At 68.8% G+C, this 3,958-nt stretch carries 4 protein-coding genes and 1 pseudogene; all 5 read right to left on the minus strand.

What is annotated here, in order from left to right; genetic code table 11:
* Positions 1-415 (minus strand): annotated as a pseudogene (locus J5F18_RS03200) (TRAP transporter permease); the annotation flags it as partial.
* Positions 416-501: 86 nt separating this feature from the next.
* Positions 502-1,446 (minus strand): TAXI family TRAP transporter solute-binding subunit, encoded by a 945-nt coding sequence (locus J5F18_RS03205; RefSeq protein ID WP_346300903.1) that lies wholly within the window; start codon positions 1,444-1,446, stop codon positions 502-504.
* A 280-nt stretch (positions 1,447-1,726) separates the two neighbouring features.
* Positions 1,727-3,433 carry a Na/Pi symporter gene (locus J5F18_RS03210; RefSeq protein ID WP_346300904.1) on the minus strand — a complete coding sequence of 569 codons (1,707 nt, stop codon included), beginning with the start codon at positions 3,431-3,433 and terminating at the stop codon, positions 1,727-1,729.
* Position 3,434: 1 nt separating this feature from the next.
* Entirely contained in the window at positions 3,435-3,680 is a 246-nt protein-coding gene (locus J5F18_RS03215; protein WP_346300905.1) for a YheV family putative zinc ribbon protein, read from the minus strand.
* Positions 3,681-3,740: 60 nt separating this feature from the next.
* The coding region (locus J5F18_RS03220; protein WP_346300906.1) for a M3 family metallopeptidase at positions 3,741-3,958 on the minus strand (218 nt) is incomplete at its 5' end.

Consider the following 3,958-nt stretch of genomic DNA (forward strand, 5'->3'; position numbering starts at 1 on the left):
TCAGGTGCACCATGACCCAGTCGGCAGGCGCCGTGCCCCGGGCCTCGCGCAGGAACCAGGCATAGAGGATGCAGAAGGCGGCATAGGCGATGGCCGCCAGGGCGGGAATCATGACCAGCCGCTCGACGCGACCGAGTCGGACCTCGCCGGGGCTGCGATCCAGGGTCATGGCGGCGGTGATGGCGAAGCCGACGGCCAGGCCGCCGGCCACGTGAATGATCCGAAAGGCCCAGGTCTCGATGGGCGATACGTTGAGCGCATAAAGGTGCATGGCGGTGAACAGCACGCAGGCGGCGAACACCGTCTGGCCGAGCAGGCCGGAGAGCACGCGCTCGTTGTGGGCAATGGGAATATCGGCGACCCCTTCGGTGCCGAGCTTCGCGGTTGCCTCTTGGGTCTGGGTGTCTTGGGTCATGCCGGAATGCCTTGAGGGTTGCGGTAGCCTTGAGGGGGGAAGGCGTTGACGCCGGCCTGGCGACCGGCGTCGTGAGCGCGCTGGGGTCAGCCGCGCAGGTCTTCCGGGATCTCGTAGCCGTTCTCTTCGAACCAGCGCACCGCGCCCGGGTGCCAGGGCAGGAAGGTGTTGTGCTCGTAGTTCTCGGGCAGGGTCTCGCTGGAGGCGCCGTGGATCTGCATCATGCGATCGTTGTTCTCCATCACGGTCTTGGTCACTTCATAGACCAGCGACTCGGGCATGTCCTTGTGGGTGATGGCGAAGTTCCAGATCGAGATGGCCGTCAGGTCCTCATCCAGGCTGCTGTAGACCGAGGCCGGGATGGTGGCCGGGGAGAGCTCCGGGTGGTTGTCCAGCACCTGCTCCATGTCCGCCTCGGAGAAGGAGAAGATGTTGACGTCGGTCTGGGCCTCGAGCTGGTTGAAGGCGGAGATCGGGATGCCGGCGGCGAAGGCGAAGGCGTCCAGCAGGCCGTCCTGCAGCTGACCGGCCTGGTCGGCGGCGCCGCCGTTGCGGGTGCGCACATTGAGGCCAAGTTCCTCGAACAACTGCGGGTAGTACATGTCGGAGGTGCCGCCGGCCGGGCCCACGCCCACGGTCTTGCCGTCCAGGTCGGCCACCGAGTTGATGCCGGAGCCCCGCAGGCTGATGATCTGCAGGGTGGTCTGATACATCGGGAAGATGGCACGGATATCGGTGTGCTCGATGCCCGGGCCCATGGTGACCATGCCGAAGTCGTGCTCGCCCATCTGCACCAGGGTGGCGTTCTGCACCGGGCCGCCGGTGACTTCGGCGCCGAAGGAGACGCCGAGGGCATCACCCACCAGGTTGGCCCAGCCGGAACCGTAGATGTAATAGGTGCCGCCCTGGCTGGCGGTACCGACCGTCAGGCTGCGCGGCCAATCGCTGCGGTCATCGGCCTGGGCGCCGGTGGCGACCAGGGCCGTGCCGAGGAGGGTGGTGGCGATCAACTTGGATGCTGCATGTCGCATGACGTAACTCCGTTGCGGTTTGTGGTTGTTGCCCGGAGGGCGGGGCAAGCGTGATCCCCTGTTGCAGTATGGTCGATGCCGCGCGTCGTGCCCGCCGGGCGCTGCAGGGCTTCAACACTCCTGATATAGCAAACCAGGGACCAGGCCGGAGCACCACGAAGTAAATCAAAGGATTGATGGTCGGCTCCTCGACTTTGGTCGATAGGATGCCGAGCGCGCGATGGGAGAGATTCCGCACGGATCCGGCGGGGGAGTGTGCGGAAATCCGCACGGCTCGGCGTCAGGCGGGCGCGAGGGCCGCCACCAGGCGGCTGGCCTGATGCAGGTCATTCATGAGGGTGGAGGCCAGCCAGGGGTCGAGGCGGTGCTGGCGCAGGCGCTCGGCCAGGGCCTGCTGCCAGTGCTGGCGCACCTCGTCGATGGGCGAGGTGATGTCCGCCGAGTCAGGCGCGGCGGCCAGGTGGTTGAGCCCCTGGGCCAGGGCCAGGCGGATATCGTCATGGGCCTCGCGCAGGGGGCTGGCCGGGGCGGCATGACGCATCAGGCTGCGCTGCAGTACCTCGCCGAAGCGCACCGCCTCAACCATGCGCAGGGTGCGGGCATGGAGGCTCTCGAGCCTGGCCTCCTGCGCCGCGGTGAGCGGCATGTCCAGCCGCGAGTAGAAGTCGAGGATCTCCGCCATCAGCGGCTTGATCTGCTCATGGTAGCGGGCGTTGACCATCGGCCAGACGGTGGTGTCGATGCGTGTCTTGACCACCTCCCGGGAGGGCGGGTGGCCGATCACCTCCCCGCTGGGCATCAGGATCGCCGAGCAGAGCAGGTGGTAGGCGCGGCGATTGAGCCGCTGGCACTCCTGCTCCATGGCGGCCAGTGCCGTGTCGGCATGCTCCAGGGCGTTGCTGTTCAGGTACCTGGCCTGGGCGGGGGGCACTCGCGCGGGCTCGGGGAAGAAGCGCTCCAGGCGCGCGGCGAGTCGCGGGATCAGTGGCAGCATCAGGGCGATGCCCAGCAGGTTGAACAGGGTATGGAAAAGCGCCAGCTTCAGCGGCCAGGCCTCCGCGGCCAGGCCGATCCGCGCGCCCAGTTCGTCCACCAGCCAGGCCAGGGGCACCAGCAGCGCCAGGGCCACCGCGGCGGTGACCAGGTTGAACACCACATGGGCACCGGCCAGGCGCCTTGCCGCCGCACCGGCTCCCAGCGCCCCCAGCACCGCGGTGACGGTGGTGCCGATATTGGCGCCGATGGCGACGGCCAGCGCGGGCAGGTAGGGCAGCTGGCCCCCTGCCAGCGCCGCCAGGGTGATCAGCAGGGTGGCGTGGCTCGACTGCATCACCACCGTGGCCACTACCCCGAACAGCACGAAAAGCGGCCAGTGCCAGGCGCTGCCGCCGGCCAGGTCGTCCAGGCGAAGGCCATCCTGCCATGCCTCGAAGCCCAGCTTCATGAAGTCGATGCCGAGAAACAGCAGGCCGATGCCCAGCAACACGCCGGCCACTGCGGCGCGGCCGTCCTTGAGCAGCCGCGAGCCGAGCAGCCCCAGGGCCAGGAAGGGCATGGCGAACTGGGCCAGGTCGAAGCGCAGGCCGAAGGCGGCGATCAGCCAGGCCCCGGTGGTGGTGCCGAGGTTGGCGCCGAACAGCAGGGCAATGGCGCCGGGCAGGGCCACCAGGCCCGCACCGACGAAGGAGAGCGCGAGCAGGGTGACCAGCGAGCTGGACTGGACCAGCGCCGTGGCGGCGGCGCCTACGCCGAGGGCGCGAAGCGGATGGCGGGTGGCGCCATGCAGCCAGCGATCGAGAGTGCCGCCGGAGAGTCGCTTGATGGCGTCCTGCAGGTGGGTCATGCCCCACAGGAAGAGGCCCAGGCCGGCGGCCAGGGTGGCCAGGTCCAGGCGCGCCAGCAGCAGCGCTGCGGCCGCTGCGAGGCCCAACGCCTCCAGATGGTGGCGCCGTGACAGCAGCGCCCCGGCCACTCCCTGGCGGGTCACCTCAGCGTCCCTTGGGGTCGAGGATCCTCACCGGCTGGAAGTCCTGGCGGTCCTGCTCCTCGCGGGGCCGATTGACCCGGGTCTCGAGTTCGGAGGGTGCCTCGTCCTCGATGGGTAGCTGTTCGAAGAAATCGCAGCTGACGCATTCGCGGTAGCGGATACCGTGCTGCTCCCAGCTGCGAATGCGGTCCATCTCGGCGCAGCGCGGACAGATCGCGCCGGCGATAAAGCGTTTGGCGATAGCCATGGGGTCTCCTGGGGCGTGGATAACGCCGCCGGGTCTTCCCGGCGGCGGTGGCGTCGCGATTCAGGTGGCACGGATGCCGCTGTGGCGCAGCAGCGGCTCGACGCTGGGTTCGCGGCCGCGGAAGGCGCGGAAGAGATCGGCGGCGTCCCGGGCGCCGCCCTGCTCGAGGATCTCGGTGCGGAAGCGGCGGCCGGTCTCGGGGTCGAAGATCCCCGCTTCCTCGAAGGCGCTCCAGGCGTCGGCGGAGAGCACCTCGGCCCACTTGTAGCTGTAGTAGC

The organism is Halomonas sp. BM-2019 (genome assembly GCF_017584085.1).

Coding starts and splice junctions, on each gene's coding strand:
- J5F18_RS03205 (WP_346300903.1), bottom strand. CDS start 1,446: ATGCGACATGCAGCATCCAAGTTGATCGCCACCACCCTCCTCGGCACG.
- J5F18_RS03215 (WP_346300905.1), bottom strand. CDS start 3,680: ATGGCTATCGCCAAACGCTTTATCGCCGGCGCGATCTGTCCGCGCTGC.